This window comes from Bacillus sp. JJ1533, assembly GCF_036965045.1.
Taxonomy (GTDB): Bacteria; Bacillota; Bacilli; order Bacillales; family Bacillaceae_L; genus Ferdinandcohnia.
Window position 1 is genome coordinate 1 of the sequence record NZ_JBALOV010000013.1, and the last position, 16,500, is coordinate 16,500.

A 16,500-nucleotide genomic window follows, 5' to 3' on the forward strand; every position below is an offset into this window, starting at 1 on the left:
AACAACCTCAATTTCCTTCAGCATGATCGACCCCTTTACTTAAGATGTATGTTTAAAAACAATCACCTATGTCAGTTTCATATGTATTTAATTTTTTAGTCATGAACTTAAAAGTTCATACATAGGATGGACTATAAAGATTGGACAAGCCTAATGGAGGGGTTCTCATGACAAAGCAATCGGTTATCGTAAATTTCCCAGTAAAAAAAGAAGTCGAAGAGACAAATAAATTCCTTGAATTTATTGACGGCGATGGATTTGACAAAGTGTTAGGAAAAGTAACAAGTGGACTATTCTCTGTTATTTTATTTTTAGGGATCCCTTATTTCTTTTATGTGTTCCTGCAAGCTTTCTTCATTAGTTAATCGTTACCTTTCCCAGACTCAAACTTTTGTAAATTTTTCATAGCTAAATCCATAACATCTTTATATTTCTGATCCTGGAACAGTTCGTGCAGGATCTTGTAGTCGTTGTAGACATCAAGTAAGCCATCTATGATTTCTTTTTTCTCTTTTTTGATCCGCATATGATCTTTTTCGGATTTACGATAAATATCCATATTTTCATACATCCCCACATTTTTGTTTTTCTTTTTCACAAAATACTTCAGCGAATATTTTTGAAGGAATGTTTCAGCTTGATCACAGTCTGCAAGTAGTGTGAGTTCATCCTCTCCCGCTTCGAGCCACTCACCGTCTGTCACTCGCGCTAGTTCGTAAATCACATCCTCCCATGCACCCTCTTTATATCTCCAAATTTCGGTGTGTATCCCGACAATTTTAAACACATCATTGTCATATCCTTGAACAAAAACAAGGTCCCCAAAATAAAATTTATATTCAATTTCAATTTTTTCAATCTCTAGCGACTTTGCTTTATATTCTGAAAGTAGAGTTAACGCCGATTCTGAGTAAAATGCCTCGCCTTTATTTACTTTATAAAGAAAATTCCCATCGAGTTTGCGGATATCTGTCACAGACCCAACTGTTCCGTATAACGTAACAACGACAATATCCCCGATTTTGTATTTTGGCTTTTTACTTTTACCATCCATATCCTCATCCCTTTAGCTTTAGTGTCGATTTGAAGGGTGTGTGATAGTATATGCAGGTCTTTTGCAAAACGGCATTGGATTAGGGCTTGTGAGAGGAGAAAAATGTGTGGCTGCCGAGCCTAAAATTTGTAGAGGTTGAAGTGTTCGGTTTAGAGGTCAATTGGGTGTGTTTTGGGTGGCAGTAACATTTGGATAGCGGCGTTTTTTCGAGATAGTGACAGCAAATCGTGGATAGTGACAGTTTTGTAAGCAAATACTAATTTTTCATCGACTTGGAAACTAAAAAACCACCTAAACGGTGGTTAAAAATCAGTCTTCGTTCAGATAATGCTCCCATGCTTTATCGAAAATGGACATGCTTTTTAAATATTGACCATTGAGCTCTAAATAAGAACTCAATTCATTGTAATCCTTCGAATAAATTGGAAAGCCGTGATCCAAATAAACGTCATTTGCAAACTGACTGATATCATCTTTCGCTTTCGCTGTACGAAACTTCACAATATAGTGATAAAATGACTTCCCCATACAACCACTTCCTACTCTCGAACCATTTTTTTGTCATTTTATCACGTTATGTTGTCCTGTCAACTAGAACCGAAAATAATTATGCTTCAAAAATCGGGGAATCTCCATGAGTTCCTTGTACTGAATTGTCTTCGAAAGTTTTTTTGTATCAATCAGCAAAAGCTGATCCTCAATTTCATTAATGATCCTTTCTTCTTGGTATTCCATGCCGCAATCATCACATGTGATACTTGGTGTCTCTGTAATTTCAATTGCGCGGGTTCCGTCAGGGAGCTCCCAAAACACACTAATTGTTACTTCTCGCGCTTTTTCCGATTCACACCACATACATTTCAATGATATGACCTCCTAACTTGACGCTTCTTCTTCCTTATTTCCCTGCATTTTTTTCAAAGTAGATTGGTATTTTTTCTCCTTCAACTCATCACGTTTCTCTCGTTTGTCTTTTAATGTGCTGTGAGCTGGATCTTCATTGTATTTTTTCCTGCGAGAAATTCGATTGATTCCCTCTGGTACAAGATTGAAGCCATCCCCTAATAGGCCTGCAATTCCTGCAGTTGATTTCTTATCTTCAAGTGAACCGTAATGTTCGGTAAAGTATGCATCCGCACGTCCTGGCACGTAGTTTTCTGGCTCTGGATACGTTGTGATAACTCCCTCGAAGTTACGCAAAACAACTTTCTCTGGACTTTGCGAGAGCAGATAATTCGGCTGTATCGCAATTTTTCCACCCCCACCAGGTGCATCGACAACAAAAGTCGGTACAGCATAACCTGAGGTGTGTCCGCGAAGGCCCTCGATGATTTCTAAGCCCTTTGAGACAGGTGCTCGGAAGTGGCCAATGCCTTCAGATAAATCACATTGATAAATATAATATGGACGAACTCGTATCTTAACTAAATCATGCATGAGCTTTTTCATGATTTCGACACTATCGTTGATTCCAGCTAGAATAACCGATTGGTTTCCGACTGGAACCCCGGCATTTACCAGCATTTCACACGCCTTTTTTGCTTCTTCCGTAATCTCAATTGATGTATTGAAATGTGTATTTAACCAAACTGGATGATATTTCTTTAAAATGTTACAAAGGTTTTCAGTGATTCGCTGCGGGAACACAACCGGTGCTCTCGTTCCGATTCGGATGATTTCTACGTGAGGAATCTCACGTAAGTTTTTTAAAATGTATTCAAGGATATTGTCGTTAATTAAAAGACCATCACCACCTGAAATAAGGACGTCACGTACTTCAGGAGTGTTTGCGATATACCCGATAGCGGCATCGAGCTGTTTTTTCGGCACCCCCATACCGATTTGGCCGGAAAATCGTCTTCTCGTACAGTATCGGCAATACATCGAGCATTGGTTTGTTACTAAAAAGAGGACGCGATCAGGATAACGGTGGGTAAGCCCTGGTACTGGTGAATCTTCGTCCTCTTCAAGAGGGTCCTCTAAATCATATTTTGTTTTGTAGATTTCTTTTCCAATCGGTACTGACTGCATCCGAATTGGGCATCGTGGATCATCTGGATTCATTAACGATGCGTAATATGGCGTTATATTTAAAGGAATCGTCTTTGTCGAAATTAAGACACCCTCCTCTTCCTCTGGAGTTAGATTTATCACCTTGCGTAAATCATCAATCGTCCGGATTGTATTGGTTAATTGCCAAATCCAATCATTCCATTGCTCCTCTGTAACATCCTTCCATAATTCAATGTCCTTCCAATGACGTTTAGGCTTATATAAATTCATCTGCATAAAAAATCTCCTCCCTACTGTTAGTAACATGCAAGTAGCATGCCAACTATGAAGCAGAAAGGAGATTTCATTTAAAATTTCTTCTTTTGCAGTTTGTATTGTAAGGTTTGACGTGGAATCTCTAGTAGTTTAGCAGCTTGGTTGATGTTCCCAGCTGATTTTTTCATAGCTGCATCAATTAAGCTATTTTCCATTTCTTGTATTGCTTCTCGGAGTGGTCTTAATGCTTTTGGAGCAATAGCTTGTGTTTCGACAAGATGATTTGGCAGAATGTCCTTTGTAAGGGTTGGCCCTTCCGTCATGATCATTGCATGCTCAATAATATGCTTTAACTCCCGAACATTCCCGGGCCAGTTGTAATGAGTAAAAAGTTCAAGAACCTCATCTTCCACTTTTGAAACTTGTTTTTGAAAACTATGGTTATAGAGTCCAATAAAATGATCCACTAGATACGGGATATCCTCGATTCGTTCACGTAATGGCGGAATCTCAAGGGAAAAAACATTTAGCCGGTAGTACAAATCCGGTCGTAACTCACCCGCTTTAACACATTCCGACGGGTATTTATTTAATGCCACAATCACGCGAACATCTACTTGGAGAGCTTTCGGGCTGCCAATTCTACGCACCATTCCATCTTCAAGAACACGAAGTAATCGTGATTGGAGCTCTAATGGCATCGAATTGATTTCGTCTAAAAAAAGCGTCCCACCATGAGCAATTTCAAACAATCCAGCACGGTCGACCGCACCTGTGTAACTTCCTTTTACCGTCCCAAATAAAATGCTTTCTAACAAGCTCTCAGGTAATGCCGCACAGTTTTGTGCAATAAAAGGGGCCGGTCTGCGCGATGATTCATTATGAATCGATTGAACAAGAAGCTCTTTTCCAGTGCCTGTTTCCCCGTACACCATAACCGTTGATGAAGAGTTCGCAACCTTTGTCGCTTGTTGCTTTACATGATTGAAGCGTTCATTTATCGTTAAAATGTCATGAAAGGTGTATTTCGCTCCGTAAATCTCATTTGGCTTTTTCGAGACACCACGAACCTTTGATTGCAGGTCCATCAATTTATTGGATAAGTCTTTGATTTTCGAATAATCTTTTCCAATTTCGACTGCACCTACAAAACTACCGTTAATTCTTATCGGAAGAGTCGTATTCACGGTATCGATAAGCTTTCCCCATTTATTTTTATAGGTTTGGGGGAGATGAAAAATCGGCTGCTTTGTGCGAATGACCTTTAATAGTGTGCTAGAATTTTCATTTAAGGAGGGAAAGACCTCAAGAAGATGCTTTCCAAGCACCTCCTCCCGGTGAAGACCATCATGCTCTGCAGCAACCTGATTATAGAAGATGGTGATTCCTTCCTCATTTACAACATGAATGGCTTCATCAATACTATCTAATATGGCGATGACAAGTTCTTCTCCGATTTGCATGAATCTCCACCTCCTATCACGATGAAATTTCGGCGCATGCTGCCGAAAAATCGGCAAATCATTGCTTGGAGAGATCTTTCACCCACACATTCATATCTTCAATATTATCAAAGATGTAACAATTGTTTGTGAGCCTTCCAGTATACGAGTATCCTAACTGGTAGAAGCTTTTGTTCATACCATATGAAAGTGCCCTTGCTATCGAGTAGGCACAATAGATTCCATTGTTTATAAGCTCTTTTTCGAGTTTTACTAAGAGCCTTTTCATTAACCCGTGCTTTCGGTAGTCATCTAAGGTTGCACAATCGGTCAGTTCAGCGTTGTAGAATGTTGTGTTTACTTCCGCTGAAGCCGCGCTGACAATATCGCCATTGTCCTCAACTACATAAAAAATCGTCGAATCCTTCATCACTTGCTGAATATAGTCTGGGTTGTTTAATGGAGTAGGATAGATTTGAAAAACGGTACTATATAATGCGGCTAACTTGCCAGTATCTTCAGGAATTGCTTTGCGGATTAAGAAATTGGTGACTGTTAATTTATTCTTCTGTGGACTACTAAGAATGTCAGTTATTACTTTTTCTTCTTGCATCCATTTTTCACTATTTCGGCGTTCATTTGTAAAATATTTCGTAACAAGATAGGCATCACTTCCATTAAAATATTTGGGAATCATTGCTTCAATCATATATCCTTGAGACATAAGCACAAATACATCCTCACTTTTGGTCATCCAAATGATTTTTTCAAAAGAATGTTGTTTGGAAATATCGTTTACTTCCTTCAACAAGGATAAGAGATTGCCTCGATACTCTAAAACTCGAAGTCTTCGATTAAAATAATCTATGACAATGTTTGCTTGGTATGTAGCAGCGGTTAGTTGTTTTTGTTCACTGTACTTCTGACTTGACAACATCAAACCTCCTCAAAATCTTTTCTACCATCATATCATGAATCTTCAGAAACCTCACACCACTGTAAAATCGTTTGGGCAATGATTTCTGCGGTTTCGAACATTCGTTCAAGCTCAATATACTCATTTGGGTAATGGGCAACCTCTGTTGTTCCAGGACCAAAAACAATCGTTGGAATATTGCCAACCGCAGTTAAAAGCCCACCATCCGTGCCCCATGGCGATGCTTCAATAATCGGTTCTTCTCCCTTCACCTGTTTAAAGCTATCTTTTAAAACAATCATCAGTTCATGTTCGGGGTCAATCGTGCCTGGCACCCATCTCGCACCAAACCACTCGAGACCAACCGGATAGTCTCCGAACCATTTATCAATCTCCGATAATTTTTCAAGCCATTGTTTCATCTCACCTTTTGCATGTTCAATCGTTTCCTCTGGAGCAACCCCCATTCGTCCTTCGATTGTGACAACATCGGGAACAGAGGATGGCCATGTTCCACCATGAATTTTTCCAATATTAATAGGCACTGGAATAGGTGTATTTTTATATAAAGGGTCATTAATCGTACCATTTCGGATCATTTCAAGCTTTAGTATATGGTTGATAACGGTCATCGATTTTTCAATCGCACTAATGCCCTCATATCTCGTTCCTCCATGTGCAATTCGTCCATAAATATCAATCTTAAACCATAAGGACCCTTGCTGTTTCGGGAAAATCTTCATATTTGTTGGTTCCGGAATGATCGCCCCATCTGCTTTATATCCTTTTAAAATCGTCGCAAGTGTGCCAGCTCCCCCACTTTCCTCTTCAATCACACTTTGAAAAATGACATCTCCCTTTAATTGAATACCAGATTCCTTGATGGCTTGAATGGCTAAAAGTAGCGCTACGTTTCCTCCCTTCATATCGGTGGAGCCACGTCCATATAGTTTTCCATCTTTCACTTGTGCAGAGTATGGATCCAAATCCCATTGAGTGATATCGCCTTCTGGAACGACATCGATATGACCATTTAAAAGGAGAGATTTTCCACCTCCTGTCCCTTTTAGCACGCCAACGACATTTGGACTATCGTTAAAATTGGTTCTGGGGGATACAAAATAAGGATGCTTTAGCAGGTCTGAACCATTAGGCTCCCAAATGTCAATTTCCATCCCAAGCTGGCGACATTTTTCAATGACAATTGCTTGGGAAGATCTTTCATTTCCTTGAAGACTCGGTTCTTGAACGAGTTTTTTCAAAAGACGGATGCCCTTATTTTTGTTTTCTTGTATCCACTTTTTAACTTTCTCATTATTGTCAGTCACACATTTCTCCTCCCTTACGATAGTTGCAGTTCGGCACTTGTATTTTTGACGACATCTTCGACTGTAAAAGGAGCCATTACTTCAAGTAAATGAAGTCCGCCCCCTCTCACTTCAATCACCGCCATATCGGTAATGATGAGATCGACACAGCTTTTTGAAGTAAGAGGAAGACTACATTCCTTGACTATCTTGGAGTTTCCATGTTTATCGACATGATTCATTAAGACAATGACTTTTTTCGCTTTTTGCGCCAGTTCCATCGCTCCCCCCATCCCTGGAACGCGTTTACCTGGAACAATCCAATTGGCAAGATCGCCTTTTTCACTAACCTGAAGGGAGCCTAAAATTGTGATATCTATATAACCACGACGAATCATTCCAAAGGCGATTGAACTATCAAAATAAGAGGAACCCGTGACAGTTGTTACTGGGTACCCAGCAGCATTGCATAGATTCTCATCCTCTTCACCCTTAACTGGGCTTGGACCGATTCCTAAAATACCGTTTTCTGCATGGACCATTACGTTTATTCCATCAGGGAGGTGATTTGGAACGAGGGAAGGGATACCTATTCCTAGGTTTACAATCATTCCATCCTTGATCTCCTGCGCAGCCCTCTTGGCAATCCGATTGCGAATATCTACTCCCATACCCATTTCCAATTCACCCCTTTGCTTTCGATAATCATATCTACATAAACACCAGGCGTAACGATTTCTTCTGGGTCCAATTCTGAGAGTGGAACGATTTCTTCGACCTCGGCAATCGTGAATTTCCCAGCCATTGCCACAAGAGGGTTCATATTTCGGGCACTTTTGTCATAAACAAGGTTACCAAATGGATCCGCTTTTTTCGCAAAAATAATAGAAACATCTGCAGTAAGTGGCTTTTCTAAAAGATAGTTTGTGCCGTCAATTGTCATGATTTGTTTCCCATTTGATACGATTTCATTATCAATCCCAACATCAACTAAAATACCGCCCAGCCCCACACCACCTGCTCGAATGCGTTCCGCAAGTGTTCCTTGAGGCGAAAACTCGATTTCCATTTTTCCATCCGTCATCAATTGCCCTGCAACTGGGTTAGAACCGATATGGGATACGATGCATTTTTTAGCATGGCCGCGACTTACAAGTTTTCCAATTCCGATGTTTGGAAAACCCGTATCATTTCCGATTAAGGTTAAATTCCTTACATTTTTTTCTAGCAAACCATCAATCAGGGTTGGAGGGCTCCCAATCCCACCAAAACCCCCAAACATGACCGTAGTTCCATCGTTGATATGTTCGAGTGCCTTTTCTAAAGTTGATATCTTATTGTAGCGATTTACAATCAATCTATAACACCTCCATGTTATGCTGGAATAATACCTTTATGCCTTAGTTCTGATTCCACATCTTTTAATGTTTGATCAAGGAGTTCGATTAGTTCATCGATTTGTGGTTTTGTAATCGTGAGTGGTGGGGCAACAAGGATGGCGTCACCACCAACACCTTCAATTCCAGCCGCAGCCGGATATAGCAAAAGACCATTTTTCTGTCCTTGTTCAACAACAAGTGACGTTAAGTCGATTTCTTTATTAAAAGGAAACTTCGTGATCATGTCGGATACAAACTCAATGCCACACATGAGTCCTTTTCCGCGAACATCTCCAATCATTGGATGTGTTTTTTGTAATTCTTGGAGCTTGGTAATAAGGTATTTTCCTTGTTTCTCAGATTTTTCAACGAGATTATGAGTTTCAATATAATTGACAACAGCTAATGCCACAGCTGCAGATTGTGGATTTGCGCTATAAGTGTGGCCACTCATAATGAGCTTCGACCCCTTTTGAATCGGTTCAATCACCTTTTCACTTACCAACGTTGCAGCAACTGGCGTGTAGCCCGCACTCATCCCTTTTCCAAGCGCAATAATGTCTGCATGTGTGTCCCAATGTTCAAGGGCAAACATTTTTCCAGTCCGTCCCAGTCCGGTCATCACCTCATCGGCGATAAATAATATATTATGCTTNNTGCTTATCACAGATTTTTTTAATGATCTGATAATAGCCTTCAGGTGGCACGATCGCACCACCAGCTGCACCGATGATCGGCTCGGCAATGAAGGCTGCAATATGATCAGCGCCAATTCGGTTAATCACTTTTTCCAGCTCTGTTGCACACATATGGTTGCAGGTTGGATAAGTCGTATTAAACGGACAGCGAAAGCAGTATGGTGGCTGAAGTGTTGGATAGTCCTCTAATAATGAAACAAAGCGTGCTCTTCTTCCGGTATGGCCTGACATCGAAAGAGCACCAATAGTAATCCCGTGATAACTCATCCAGCGTGATAAAATTTTGTTTTTCCCTCTGATACCTTTTTCTTGCCAATATTGAATTGCAATTTTCAAAGCGGTTTCCGTTGCCTCAGAGCCGCTGTTCACAAAAAAAGACCAGTATTCACCGCCTTTTGCCAGATCACTGAGTTTTCTTGCTAATTTTTCAGCGGGCTCACTAGTGAATTGTGACCTGTACACAAATGATATTTTGTGAGCCTGTTTTTCAATTTCTTCAACAATTTCTTTTACGCCATGACCGATACTTGCCGTGATGGCCCCAGATGAGCCGTCGATGTATTTTTTTCCGTTTGTATCATATAAATAAATTCCATCCCCATGGCTAATCATCGGATATTCCTTATCCAACAAAGGTTTAATCAAGCGGGTTTCGTCCATTACGAACCCCTCCTCGCCAAAATGGTATTGCTGTGCCTTTTTTCGCAACTTGCGACATCCCTTTCATAAAGCATTATGAAAAGGAATACTCCACTAAAGCTCTAACAAAACCTCCTTCATTAACAAATCGAAATCCCCCTATAAAATGTAAACGCTTAAATAATTAAATTGCCTATCACTACATCATATGTATGTTTAGAATGATAATTTCGTTAAACGAGGGTTATTTTTCATTCAGAAGGCTTTTATGAATCCAGATGGCGGCTTGCATCCCGTCACCCATGGCGATAGTAGTTTGCTCGGAATGAACAGCAATATCTCCGGCTGCCCACACATGCTGGATATTCGTCATTTTGGTTCGTGGATCTACGATAATATGTTTATTTTCTAAACGCTCGATGCCAATCTGAATAGCGAGCTCTGATCGGACTTTATTTCCACCGAACCCCAAAAATCCACGGTTCCCTTCAACGATATTTCCACTTTTCAGACGTACACCGGTAAAATCTGATGTTTCTTCATGAAGCAAAATCTCCTCCACTTCATCTTGAATATGGAGAATACCCTTTTCCTTCAACAAACACATCTGTTCGTTATCAAGTTTATTCCAATCATGATTAATAAAAGTAATGTCACTTGTAAAATAGGATAAAGTGAGCGCCATATTCGCTCCGGGTTTTCCAGATCCAATCACAATCACATGCTTGTTAATCACTTCATAGCCATCACAGTCAGGACAAACATAGACCGTTAAACCCAAGCACTTATAAATATTTTTAATGGAAGGAATATTGTCCTTCACACCAGTTGCGAGTAGTAAACGTTTTGCAGCAAATCTATCGCCACTTCGACATTGAATTTGAAAAGTATCATCGTTTTTTTCAACTTTTACGACTTCGTTTTGAATAAATGAAACACCGTAACGTTCAGCATGTTTTTTCCCAAGGCCTCGTAATGTTTCTCCACTGACCCCTTCTGGCCAGCCTAAAATGTTGTGATAATTTCTGCAGATGGTGGAACGACCATCATTTGAATCAATTACTGCGATTTTATGTTTGTATCTTCCTAGTTGAATCGCTGCCTGCAAACCAGCAATTCCACCACCGATAATAATGATTTCATATTGATTGACCATACTTTCACCTCACTAAAGACATATACCTTTTATCATTTGTTATAAGTGGAAACATCTATTCAAATTTTTTCAATGTTGACATAATGTTATTATGTTAAATAAGATTTTTTTAAACTCTTTAGTTTACATAATTTTATTACAGTGAACAAAAAAATAGTCCCTCTCACTATTTGTGAAAGGAACCTCCTTATTCGTGTTTTGTATATTGATTAGCGTACGTAAGAAGCACCAACAATAATCAATAAGATAAATAGTACGACGATTAATACAAAACCGTGGTGATATCCAAAACCACCATATCCATATCCAATTCCGTCGTAGTAACCGCATCCACCGTAGTGCATAGTGTCATCTCCCTTTCTTTATTCGTTACACTGTTAGGATATGAGCCTATGGGTTGTACTGTATGTGCGAGTGCCTATTTTTAATGAATTTATATATATTATATAAAAATAGTATAGTAGACATGAGTTTAATTGAATTTTTATACATAATGTTTTATAATAATCCATAGAAACTTATAAAAAGAAAGCAGGATTATAATGAAAACAGAAATACTCGCTGCCATTGAGGAAAATAAAGATCGCTTTTACGAAATTAGTGCTTATATTGGGGCAAACCCCGAGCTTGGACATGAAGAATTTAAAGCTTGCAAAATTTTAACAGATGAGCTTAAAAAACATAATTTTAATGTAGAAATTGGAACAGCCGGTCTCCCTACCGCATTTGAAGCTACTTTTGACAGTGGTAAACCAGGTGCAACAATTGGGATCATGTCGGAATATGATGCACTACCTGAATTAGGTCATGCATGTGGACATAACCTTATTGGAACAATGGGAATTGCGGCAGGAATTGGTTTATCGAAAGTTCTTTCTGAAACTGGTGGAAAAGTAGTTGTCTACGGAACTCCTGCTGAGGAAACAAAAGGTGGAAAAGTTACCATGGCGGAACAAGGTATTTTTAACCATCTTGATGTAGCCATGATGGTCCACCCGCTTAGTCACTACGAAAAAAGCGGTGCTTCTCTTGCAATGGATGCCATCCAATTTGAATTTTTCGGAAAAGCAGCACATGCTGCGGCAGCACCACATGAGGGGATTAATGCGCTTGATGCGGTCCTTCAAACATTCAGCAGCATTAATGCTTTAAGACAGCATATTACATCAGACGCCCGCATTCATGGAATCATTTCTGAGGGCGGAAAAGCAGCTAATATTGTACCTGATTATGCTGTAGCTCAATTCTATGTTCGAGCTGCATCTCGTGATTATGTAAATGAGCTTGTGGAAAAGGTGAAAAAATGTGCCCAAGGTGCTGCCCTCCAAACAGGTGCAACAATGGAATGGTCCTTTTATGAATTCTCGTATGATGACATGGTTACAAATGAAACTTTCTCGGATGTTTTTACTGACACATTAATTGAATTAGGTGTTAATCCAGAGGAAATTCATGAACGTGCGGAAGGTGGATCACTTGATATGGGTAATGTAAGCCATGTGGTCCCTTCTATCCATCCATATGTGAAAATTTGTGATGAACCATTTGCATGTCATACACATGGATTCCGTGAAGCTGCTCTTAGCAACAAAGGTAAAGAGGCTATGATCCTCGGGGCCAAAACAATGGCACTAACCGGTTATAAAATTTTAACGGAACCAGAATTACTAGAAAAGATTAAAGCAGAATTTGCGAATAAATAGTCAACCATAGGAACGGTTCAATTTTACGATCCGTTCTTTTTATTTTTGGAATGTGTCGGTCTCATACCCCGTTCCTTTCTTATATTCTAAAAAAAGGAGGGTTCTCTTAATTAGAAGAGACCCTTCTTTACTAGTTTTTGGAAGAAAGACAAGGTGTAACCTACCTGTAACGAAACTGTAATACTAATCTATTTTTTTTGTTCATAGTAATGAGTCATAGAGAGTTACCCAGTACTTAAATAACTAGGAGGACTATTACTATGAAAACAATACTATTAGGACTAGCAATTTTTATAGCATCTCTATTTTTTGCGGATCAGGCATTTGCGTATACTGTTCAAAAAGGTGATACGATGTCTGAAATTGCCAGAAAGCATGGAATGACATTAAATGAATTAGCAGAGATGAACCCTCATGTTGAAAATTTAGACCTGATTGTTGTCGGGGATCATATAAATACGCAAATAAATGATGATAACACTCCAAGACTATTTGAAGGTATGCATTTTGAGAAAAAAGAGGAAGTTGTGGTTGCTTCACAGGAAACTGTTAAAACTGAGCAAGTTGTCACTGAGGTCAAAAGTATTTCGAGTAAATATAATTTTTCTGCCGAAGAGTTAGATTTATTAGCGAGAATTGTACGAGCTGAAGCTCAAGCTGAGCCATTTGAAGGAAAAGTTGCAGTTGCTGCTGTTGTATTAAATCGTTTGGAAAGCCCGAAATTCCCTGATACGATTCAAGGTGTGATTTATCAGCGTGGCCAGTTCCAGCCAGTGCGTAATGGAGCCATTAATAAACCTGCGGATGAAGAATCGAAAAAAGCTGTGCGTGCAGCACTAACTGAAATGAGATATATAGCAAAGGAAGCTTTGTTCTTCTATAACCCTACCATTGCCACAAGCCGATGGTTAGATTCAAGAACCACTGCTATCAAAATTGGTCGACATGTGTTTAAATATTAAATTCGAAAATAACCTGGGAAACCTATTTGGAATCCTGTTAAATATAATAGAACAAATGCCTGAGCCCACACTTCCATGGGTTCAGGCATTTTGGGTTTTAGATAAGGTTTACCTCATTTTTAAAAATTGCATGCGTTGGTTAAATAGTGTTGGATAGGATAAAAAACCAAGCATAATGCTGGTTACAGCTGCTGTAGTTAATAGTAAAAAAAGAACAAGTAATTGAAATTGAACAGCTTGGATGGGGCTTGCACCTGCGATGATTTGACCACTCATCATTCCAGGCAGTTGAACGAGTCCAATCGTTTTTTGACTCTCAATGGTCGGAATCATACTTGCCTTTATTGAAGTAATGAGCTGTGTATGAATCGCTTGTTTTGGCGTCCCACCCAAGGAAAGGATGAGTTCGGTCTGTTCCTGATGTGTATCCACTTCTGCTGTGAACCTGTTTAAAAACAGGATAGCAAGCACCATTGAATTTCCCACGACCATACCACTAATGGGAATGATGTACTGGGCGGTTGCCGGAGTAATCTTAAATCCTAAAAGAATAGCCTGTGTGAGGACCTCCATAAAAATCAAGGTTGCAGCAATTTTCCATGTAATACCCTTGATCGCTTTCCCCTTTTTCCTTGCATTTTGAGTAGCCGCAACGATCATTACAACGACCATTAGAAAAATATAAATAAGACTTTCCGTTTCGAATACAAATTTTAAAATATAACCAACTGCAAAGAGTTGTATAATGGAGCGTACAACTGCAATTGTTGTGTCTTTTTCCAAGCCAAGGTTAAAAGTTTTCGATAGAAAGATCGGAATAAGAACAAAAATGAGGGCAATCGCTAATGCAAGTGTACTCATGCCATCTCCCCCTTCACAAATTGTTTTACTTTTTCATGAGTTGGAGATTTCAATAAAGTGCTCTTTCCCGTTTCCATAACTTCTCCTTCCATTAACACCCAAACGTAGTTTCCGATGTCGATGGCTTGTTGGAGATTATGGGTAATCCAAATCATAGTTACGTTGTACTTCTGATTGATTTTAACAATCAATTCCTCGATTTCGGTTTTAGAGACTCGATCAAGTGCTGAAGTGATTTCATCCAATAACATAATTTTTGGATGATTTACAAGCGTGCGCGCAATGGATACCTTCTGACGCTGTCCACCTGATAAATCACGCACATCTCGCTGCAAATATTCTACTTCTAATCCAACGTCATCTAATAAATCCTTTGCTTTACCTTCCTCCAGTTTTTTTCCTTGCAGTGTAAGTGGTAATGCTAAATTTTGAAACACAGACCCGTTCACCATTGGTGCATTTTGCAGTGCAATCCCGACAATCCTACGCAATGCAACAGGTTCATATGTATGGATTTCCTTTTCCTTAATATAAATTTCACCGGAGTCAGGAGACAGAAGACCATTACAAAGCTTTAGAAGTGTTGATTTGCCAGCTCCTGATGGTCCAACCAAGGTCGTAATCGTTCCTTCATAGAAGGATCCTGTTATATTTTTTAAAATATGCTTATTATCCGCATGAAAATTCATACGGTTAAAATGAATAGCTGGTTTTAATGTTTGCACTTGGTCACTTCCTTTAACACGTTATCTTTAAGATATCATATAGGTAGCTTTACTGGAAAAGTTTTAATTCATTTTTGTATATTATGTCCCTTTTATATCACACACAATTTTATACTCATGTATAAATTACTTAAAGTAGCTTAATTAAAAGGCTCTGTTAAAGTTAGGTGTTGATATTCGCTTAAACCGAACCAACGTTCTATAATGAAGTCATCAAATATGAGTAGTTGGTGATGACTGTGAGAGCAACCGATATCCTTAAAGCTATTCAAAAACTTAATCCAGCAGAAAAACATCGGTTACGGGAATATTTAATCGATGCTCTTACTGCCTCATTATCCACTGGAACGGTACTGGAAGAAATCTCAGAACGTAAAAATAGGAATGGCTATCGGTGTCCTGATTGCGAGTCAGAACACATAGTACGATTTGGAAAATATACTACTATCGTAGATGGTGAAGAAATGAAGAAACAACGTTATCGCTGTAGGGATTGCAAAAAAACATTCACTGACCTCACCAATACTGCATTATATCGAACCCGTCATCTCAATCGTTGGATGAAGTTTATAGAATGTATGATAGAAGGTTATTCTCTTCGTAAATCAGCAGAATTGATTGGTAACGTCACACACGTCACATTATATTGGAGGCACAAGTTCCTAACAGCATTAAAACAAATGGAGGTCTCAAGTTTCCAAGGTATCGTTGAAATGGATGAGACTTATTTCCTTTACTCTGAAAAAGGGCAAAGAAAGATTAAAAATAGAAAGCCACGTAAACGGGGCAGTTCCGCCAAGAAACGTGGCATAAGCAACGAACAGGTATGTGTCCTGGTCGCAAGAGACCGCGACAAGGTGACCTTCTCACAGACGTTAGGTATGGGACGATTAACCAAAGAGCAATTTGACAAAGCCATCGGTCATAAACTTTCCAATGAGAATGTGTTATGCACTGATGCTTGGCGTGCATTTAAAACCTATGCCACCGAAAAGGATATAGCCATATACCAGTTTAAGTCTGACGGTAAAATTCGCACCAAGGGTCTATATCACATCCAGAATGTCAACAACTACCACCGAAGACTGAAAGGTTGGATTCAACGTTTTAACGGTGTGGCGACCAAATATCTGAACAATTACCTTGCGTGGTTTCAAGTATTAGAAAGCATCCATCATCAGAGAAATGAAGTTACGTTGAACGATATGATAATAAAAGGGAATTTAATTCCAAATATAGAAACGTATGATACACTTAGATTATCTAAGTTTACTGTTTAAGGTTATTTCTTTTATCAACTAACGGGGCAGTTTAGTCGAATAAATAAAATTAGAAAAAATCGAACATTTAGTTTATTTTTATTCATATAATTATAATGACACTTGAAAGG

General features: G+C 39.1%; 17 protein-coding genes and 1 pseudogene. 4 read left to right on the forward strand and 14 right to left on the reverse strand.

From position 1 onward, the window contains the following. Positions 1 to 167 precede the first annotated feature (167 nt). Positions 168 to 365, forward strand: a complete 198-nt coding sequence (locus V7138_RS06630) for a hypothetical protein (protein ID WP_335395211.1) — start codon at positions 168 to 170, stop codon at positions 363 to 365. On the opposite strand, the gene V7138_RS06635 is transcribed toward V7138_RS06630, so the two are convergent. The 12 genes and pseudogenes from V7138_RS06635 to V7138_RS06690 all read right to left on the reverse strand — a co-directional run bounded on the left by V7138_RS06635 (position 362) and on the right by V7138_RS06690 (position 11,203). Next, on the reverse strand, positions 362 to 1,054 hold the full coding sequence (locus V7138_RS06635; RefSeq protein ID WP_335395212.1) for a hypothetical protein: 693 nt from the start codon (positions 1,052 to 1,054) through the stop codon (positions 362 to 364). The two genes, V7138_RS06630 and V7138_RS06635, sit on opposite strands and share 4 nt — an antisense overlap. Positions 1,055 to 1,363: 309 nt before the next feature. Beyond that, positions 1,364 to 1,582 (reverse strand): YozE family protein, encoded by a 219-nt coding sequence (locus V7138_RS06640; RefSeq protein ID WP_335395213.1) that lies wholly within the window; start codon positions 1,580 to 1,582, stop codon positions 1,364 to 1,366. Positions 1,583 to 1,645: 63 nt separating this feature from the next. Beyond that, on the reverse strand, positions 1,646 to 1,918 hold the full coding sequence (locus V7138_RS06645) for a YokU family protein (protein WP_335395215.1): 273 nt from the start codon (positions 1,916 to 1,918) through the stop codon (positions 1,646 to 1,648). 12 nt (positions 1,919 to 1,930) lie between these two features. Next, a complete protein-coding gene (gene ablA / locus V7138_RS06650) occupies positions 1,931 to 3,343 on the reverse strand; it encodes a lysine 2,3-aminomutase (protein WP_335395218.1) in 1,413 nt (470 codons plus the stop codon). Positions 3,344 to 3,414: 71 nt separating this feature from the next. Further along, entirely contained in the window at positions 3,415 to 4,785 is a 1,371-nt protein-coding gene (locus V7138_RS06655) for a sigma-54 interaction domain-containing protein (protein WP_335395220.1), read from the reverse strand. 58 nt (positions 4,786 to 4,843) lie between these two features. Next, complete coding sequence (gene ablB / locus V7138_RS06660; RefSeq protein WP_438824323.1) at positions 4,844 to 5,698, reverse strand: putative beta-lysine N-acetyltransferase; 855 nt, start codon at positions 5,696 to 5,698, stop codon at positions 4,844 to 4,846. Positions 5,699 to 5,733: 35 nt separating this feature from the next. Further along, the gene (locus V7138_RS06665; protein ID WP_335395222.1) at positions 5,734 to 7,008 is read right to left on the reverse strand and encodes a peptidase; all 1,275 of its coding nucleotides are present in this window, start codon (positions 7,006 to 7,008) and stop codon (positions 5,734 to 5,736) included. A gap of 14 nt (positions 7,009 to 7,022) precedes the next feature. Further along, the gene (locus V7138_RS06670) at positions 7,023 to 7,664 is read right to left on the reverse strand and encodes a 3-oxoacid CoA-transferase subunit B (RefSeq protein ID WP_335395224.1); all 642 of its coding nucleotides are present in this window, start codon (positions 7,662 to 7,664) and stop codon (positions 7,023 to 7,025) included. After that, on the reverse strand, positions 7,649 to 8,341 hold the full coding sequence (locus V7138_RS06675) for a CoA transferase subunit A (RefSeq protein ID WP_335395535.1): 693 nt from the start codon (positions 8,339 to 8,341) through the stop codon (positions 7,649 to 7,651). The genes V7138_RS06670 and V7138_RS06675 overlap by 16 nt, the downstream gene beginning before the upstream one ends. A gap of 20 nt (positions 8,342 to 8,361) precedes the next feature. Beyond that, positions 8,362 to 9,724: pseudogene (locus V7138_RS06680) on the reverse strand (aspartate aminotransferase family protein). Positions 9,725 to 9,947: 223 nt separating this feature from the next. Next, entirely contained in the window at positions 9,948 to 10,859 is a 912-nt protein-coding gene (locus V7138_RS06685; RefSeq protein ID WP_335395226.1) for an NAD(P)/FAD-dependent oxidoreductase, read from the reverse strand. Positions 10,860 to 11,068: 209 nt separating this feature from the next. Then, on the reverse strand, positions 11,069 to 11,203 hold the full coding sequence (locus V7138_RS06690) for a YjcZ family sporulation protein (RefSeq protein ID WP_335395228.1): 135 nt from the start codon (positions 11,201 to 11,203) through the stop codon (positions 11,069 to 11,071). A gap of 198 nt (positions 11,204 to 11,401) precedes the next feature. Here V7138_RS06690 and V7138_RS06695 point away from each other — a divergent pair, with 198 nt between their 5' ends. Both V7138_RS06695 and V7138_RS06700 read left to right on the forward strand, forming a co-directional pair. Next, positions 11,402 to 12,562 (forward strand): M20 family metallopeptidase, encoded by a 1,161-nt coding sequence (locus V7138_RS06695; RefSeq protein ID WP_335395231.1) that lies wholly within the window; start codon positions 11,402 to 11,404, stop codon positions 12,560 to 12,562. A gap of 260 nt (positions 12,563 to 12,822) precedes the next feature. Next, positions 12,823 to 13,524, forward strand: a complete 702-nt coding sequence (locus V7138_RS06700; protein WP_335395232.1) for a cell wall hydrolase — start codon at positions 12,823 to 12,825, stop codon at positions 13,522 to 13,524. Between the two features lie 108 nt (positions 13,525 to 13,632). Here the strand turns inward: V7138_RS06700 and V7138_RS06705 are convergent, their stop codons facing one another. Further along, a complete protein-coding gene (locus V7138_RS06705) occupies positions 13,633 to 14,385 on the reverse strand; it encodes an ABC transporter permease (protein WP_335395233.1) in 753 nt (250 codons plus the stop codon). Continuing rightward, positions 14,382 to 15,074, reverse strand: a complete 693-nt coding sequence (locus V7138_RS06710; protein WP_438824325.1) for an ABC transporter ATP-binding protein — start codon at positions 15,072 to 15,074, stop codon at positions 14,382 to 14,384. Before V7138_RS06710 ends, V7138_RS06705 begins: the two co-directional genes overlap by 4 nt. Positions 15,075 to 15,343: 269 nt before the next feature. On the opposite strand from V7138_RS06710, the gene V7138_RS06715 reads away from it, so the two are divergent. Next, a complete protein-coding gene (locus tag V7138_RS06715) occupies positions 15,344 to 16,390 on the forward strand; it encodes an IS1595 family transposase (RefSeq protein WP_335395238.1) in 1,047 nt (348 codons plus the stop codon). Positions 16,391 to 16,500: the final 110 nt, after the last annotated feature.

Excerpts from the sequence above, each read along its gene's own strand:
- V7138_RS06685 (WP_335395226.1), bottom strand. The coding sequence starts at position 10,859 with ATGGTCAATCAATATGAAATCATTATTATCGGTGGTGGAATTGCTGGT.
- V7138_RS06715 (WP_335395238.1), top strand. The coding sequence starts at position 15,344 with ATGACTGTGAGAGCAACCGATATCCTTAAAGCTATTCAAAAACTTAAT.
- V7138_RS06655 (WP_335395220.1), bottom strand. The coding sequence starts at position 4,785 with ATGCAAATCGGAGAAGAACTTGTCATCGCCATATTAGATAGTATTGAT.
- ablA (WP_335395218.1), bottom strand. The coding sequence starts at position 3,343 with ATGCAGATGAATTTATATAAGCCTAAACGTCATTGGAAGGACATTGAA.
- V7138_RS06670 (WP_335395224.1), bottom strand. The coding sequence starts at position 7,664 with ATGGGTATGGGAGTAGATATTCGCAATCGGATTGCCAAGAGGGCTGCG.
- V7138_RS06640 (WP_335395213.1), bottom strand. The coding sequence starts at position 1,582 with ATGGGGAAGTCATTTTATCACTATATTGTGAAGTTTCGTACAGCGAAA.
- V7138_RS06635 (WP_335395212.1), bottom strand. The coding sequence starts at position 1,054 with ATGGATGGTAAAAGTAAAAAGCCAAAATACAAAATCGGGGATATTGTC.
- V7138_RS06690 (WP_335395228.1), bottom strand. The coding sequence starts at position 11,203 with ATGCACTACGGTGGATGCGGTTACTACGACGGAATTGGATATGGATAT.
- V7138_RS06705 (WP_335395233.1), bottom strand. The coding sequence starts at position 14,385 with ATGAGTACACTTGCATTAGCGATTGCCCTCATTTTTGTTCTTATTCCG.
- V7138_RS06695 (WP_335395231.1), top strand. The coding sequence starts at position 11,402 with ATGAAAACAGAAATACTCGCTGCCATTGAGGAAAATAAAGATCGCTTT.
- V7138_RS06700 (WP_335395232.1), top strand. The coding sequence starts at position 12,823 with ATGAAAACAATACTATTAGGACTAGCAATTTTTATAGCATCTCTATTT.
- V7138_RS06710 (WP_438824325.1), bottom strand. The coding sequence starts at position 15,074 with ATGAATTTTCATGCGGATAATAAGCATATTTTAAAAAATATAACAGGA.
- V7138_RS06630 (WP_335395211.1), top strand. The coding sequence starts at position 168 with ATGACAAAGCAATCGGTTATCGTAAATTTCCCAGTAAAAAAAGAAGTC.